Origin of the sequence: Caballeronia sp. (genome assembly GCF_028292365.1) — a bacterium.
GTDB lineage: Bacteria > Pseudomonadota > Gammaproteobacteria > Burkholderiales > Burkholderiaceae > Caballeronia.
Genome location: NZ_JAQGMM010000465.1, coordinates 1 through 3,467, shown reverse-complemented (window position 1 = coordinate 3,467; position 3,467 = coordinate 1). Strand labels below are relative to the sequence as shown.

Sequence of the window (3,467 nt, the reverse complement as noted above, 5' to 3'; positions counted from 1 at the left end):
TCTATACGAATCAGGTCACGCAGGCAAAGCAAGGCGCGTCGGCCTATGGTGGCGTCGCAGCCGGTTCGAGCGTCAGTTCGTCGCGCTTTGCGAATATCGGCAGCCCGAGTCATGAAGCCTGTGTCGGACCGTACAGCTTCTGCAACATCTATGCAGGTTCTTGATGGCCGCACGGACGACTCGTTCATGGTTTGCTTGAGTCGAGGGTCGTCCTGTCTTGATCGCGTTGGCCTGAGCCATTTAGCGTTAGCCACTTGTACGAATTATCGAAGCAGGATCAGTTGAGGCACGGTGTCCGAGCCACACCATACGATCGCATTTTGCTCATGTTTCGTACCAAGTTGCTTGGCATCACTAAGTTTTAGGCCAAGGACCAAAAAACTCGGTTCACCCGCCCATGTTCCCAACGGATGCTCACCGATCCCTTCGATAAAGCGCAGACCCATTATCGCAAGCTGCTCTGCAAGTGCGGCTTGCCGGGCCGCGTTGGCCATTGCACTGATCAATGTGCTGAACGGATTCGCTGCGGTGACAAACGCACTGCAGTCGACGCCGAAGGTCCGATGAAGTTTGGCGAGATCGGGGTTGGCGTGCCCTATGCGCAGCGTTGCCGGGGCATCACCCAGGACACGATAATGCGTTTCCTCGTAAGCCCGGAGCGTGTCCAGGCCGATGGCCGAATTGAACTGCAAAGCAATCTCCTTGGCGCCGCGGCGAAAGCCGGCTGCATTCTGTAGAAATCGTATCAGACTGGATCGTGCGTTGTTGCGTACGAATTTTCGCGCGAAGCCTTCGACAAAAACGCCGGCCATACCAGAGTTCCGTCATCCATTGTGCGCGCGGTCGAACACACGATACCGGTGCGAGAAAGACCGTTGTGTTAGCTACCTCTCGCTCAGCATGAATGTCCTGAGTCGCGGCACTCATCGCGTCGCCCAACACCTGTACGATGCGTTTTTCGGCGCACTCGGCGCGGGCACAAGCATTGGTATCGAGGGACATATGGATTCACCTATCCTGGGGAAAGAGACGGTTAAGCGCATGCCGCCAACCAGCGTTCATGTGCATCTTTACTATGGCGTTGATCCAAGCCGGTATCGTAAGGACGAGAACGTCGGATGCCTGTACGGGTATCACTACGCCGAGTCGGAATCGATGACCCTTTCGTATTCCCAGGATCATCCCGAAGGACGTGTTCTCCGTACTATTCGACGCGGCTTGAAAGCACTTCTTGGCTGCGATCTCGTTCACACGTTTCGCAATCGCAGTGCGCTGCTGGAAGCGGACGTGATCTGGACGCATACGGAGCGCGAGTATCTTTCGACGGCGTTATTGCTGATCCTCAAGTGTGGTCCGCATAGACCCCTCCTGCTTGCACAATGCGTGTGGTTGCTCGACATCTGGGAATCGCTTAGCGTGTTCAAGCGCGTGATCTTCAAGAGGCTGCTGAGTCGCGCAAACCTGCTGACGACGCATACCCACGACAACGCCGCGCTGGTGAAGAAATTCTGGAACCGTGAAGCAACGGTGGTTCTCTATGGCATCAGCACGGATGACTTCCCGTTGCAGCCGGTATCCGAGTGGCATCCCCACGAACCGTTGCGCGTGGCCGCCATTGGTAACGATCGTGATCGCGATTGGCAGACCTTCATGGCTGCATTTGAAAACGATAAACGCTTTAGCGCGCGGCTCGCGACCCAGCGCAAGGTCACGCGTCCTGATCGGGCCGATAACATTGTGGTCGCGCCGGTGTCGGGGTTAGCCGAGCAACGTGCGCTCTATGAATGGGCCGACGTGATCGTCGTACCGCTTCATCCCAATCACCATGCATCGGGCATTACGGTTTTGCTGGAAGCGGTGATGGCCGGCAAGGCGGTGGTTGCATCCGGCATAGGCGGTCTGTCCGACTATTTTGCAGATGACTCCGTCTCATACGTACCGGTACACGATGCGCAAAGCTTGCGCGAGACTGTCGCTGCGCTAGGCGCAGATCCCGAAGGTACGACTGCGCGGATTCGTCGCGCGCAGCAGGAGTTGGTATCAAAAGATCTGACCACGCGTGGGTTCGCCCGGCAGCACGTCATGCTCACGCATCAAATGCTGCTCGACTCGGAGTCGAGCGAAAAAGCAATGCCGCTTGTGCGCGTTTAGTCTGAAACGAGGCGCTTGGTTATTACATAATTTGATCGCCCAGAATAGAAATAGATCGAGCCTCAGGCGGTCAAAATTTATTCGCCATTAATGGCATTGCCAGACCACGCATTGTGCGGAAATCCGCAACGCGGTATTTCCCCTTCACGCTTGAACAATTCCGCTACAACGTCGATAGTGAAAACCAACCGCCGCGCGCAGGACTAACCGGCAGGGAACACACAATTACATTGTGGAGTTCAGGTTGGCCAAGACAACTCGCGCGAGCTGTTTCATCGAAAGCGATGGGGCGGAGCTATTCCCGGATGTGTGGTCCGTTGAAGCCACGGACTTTATAGCGGCACTGAGTCGCGAATTTTCGCAACCGCGTCAGCACATTCTCCGCTACCGCAAAGAATGTTCGGGCCATCGCCTGAACGGCGGCAATTTCGAATTCTTATCCAGCACAGGCGGCATCCGCAATGATCCGGACTGGCGCGTTCCCGCACCTCCCAAAGATCTGGTCGACCGACGAGTCGAGATAGCCGGTCCCGCGGAGAACAGTAAGATCGTCATCAATGCGCTCAATGCTCATGCACAAGTATGGGTGGCCGATCTGGAGGACGCGATGTCGCCCACCTGGCACAACGCCATGGCGAGTCAGCGAAACCTGAGAGAAGCGGTCATGGGCGATATCACCTACCTTGACCCGCGGGGCAAGCAATACAAACTCGAAGGTAGCATGACGGCGATCGTGGTCAGGCCGCGCGGCTGGCATTTGCCCGAGCAGCATGTGGTCGTCGATGGACAAGCTGCATCGGCTAGTCTGGGCGATTTCGGCCTGTACTTCTTTCATTGCGCGCGCAGGCAGCTAGAGCGTGGCAGCGGGCCTTACTTTTACTTGCCGAAGCTTGAGAACCACCTCGAAGCAAAGCTCTGGAACGATGTATTCGAATTTTCGCAAGACTGGGTTGGCATTCCTCGCGGCAGCATCCGCGCCACCATGCTTATCGAGCACATTGGCGCTGCATACGAAATGGACGAGATCCTGCATGCTCTTGGCCCTCACGCTGCGGGACTGATTGCCGGTCGCTGGGACTATCTGTTCAGTATTGCGAAAGAGTTCCGGAATCGACCGGATTTTGTCCTGCCCGACCGTGCGGAATTGACGATGGGCTTGCCATTCATGCGCGCTTACACCGAGCTTCTGGTCCAAACATGTCATCGACGCGGCACGCATGCGCTGGGCGGTGTTGCCACGCAGATTCCCGATCGACACGATTCCGAGGCGCAACGCCGCGCGGTGGGCGCGAGAGGGCGGCAGTTGTTATCGATGC

Annotated in this window: 2 protein-coding genes and 1 pseudogene; 2 read left to right on the top strand and 1 reads right to left on the bottom strand. The window is 56.7% G+C overall.

All coding sequences use genetic code 11. From position 1 onward, the window contains the following. Positions 1–263: 263 nt before the first annotated feature. Positions 264–692 (bottom strand): DUF3293 domain-containing protein, encoded by a 429-nt coding sequence (locus JWR14_RS27190; RefSeq protein WP_299714871.1) that lies wholly within the window; start codon positions 690–692, stop codon positions 264–266. Positions 693–1,002: 310 nt separating this feature from the next. On the opposite strand from JWR14_RS27190, the gene JWR14_RS27185 reads away from it, so the two are divergent. Next, positions 1,003–2,151 carry a glycosyltransferase gene (locus JWR14_RS27185; protein ID WP_299714868.1) on the top strand — a complete coding sequence of 383 codons (1,149 nt, stop codon included), beginning with the start codon at positions 1,003–1,005 and terminating at the stop codon, positions 2,149–2,151. A 244-nt stretch (positions 2,152–2,395) separates the two neighbouring features. Beyond that, positions 2,396–3,467, top strand: a pseudogene (locus JWR14_RS27180) (malate synthase A); the annotation flags it as partial.